Source organism: Burkholderia sp. Se-20373 (genome assembly GCF_017104705.1).
In the GTDB taxonomy this organism is placed as follows: Bacteria; Pseudomonadota; Gammaproteobacteria; order Burkholderiales; family Burkholderiaceae; genus Burkholderia.
Genome location: NZ_JAAGPH010000407.1, coordinates 1 through 253, shown reverse-complemented (window position 1 = coordinate 253; position 253 = coordinate 1). Strand labels below are relative to the sequence as shown.

Annotated in this window: 1 pseudogene; it reads left to right on the top strand. The window is 56.9% G+C overall.

Annotated features, from left to right (window positions below):
* Positions 1–142, top strand: a pseudogene (locus G3N96_RS38995) (DDE-type integrase/transposase/recombinase); the annotation flags it as partial.
* Positions 143–253: the final 111 nt, after the last annotated feature.

Here is a 253-nt window from a genome sequence, read left to right as displayed (position 1 = left end):
TAATCTGATTCAGGTCGACAACGGGCCAGAGTTCGTCAGCAAGGCGCTCGATGCATGGGCGCACGAACATGGCGTCAAGCTGCAGTTCATCCGTCCAGGTAAGCCGGTGGAAAACGCGCACATCGAGGGACCTATCCGTGATTTCGTGGGCGAGGCATATCATGAGGTGTAAAGGCCATGGATATGCCGATGAAGAAAAAGAGACAAACTGTAGCGCGTCAGGCAGCGGCCCGAGGGCCGCTGCCTGAACTGC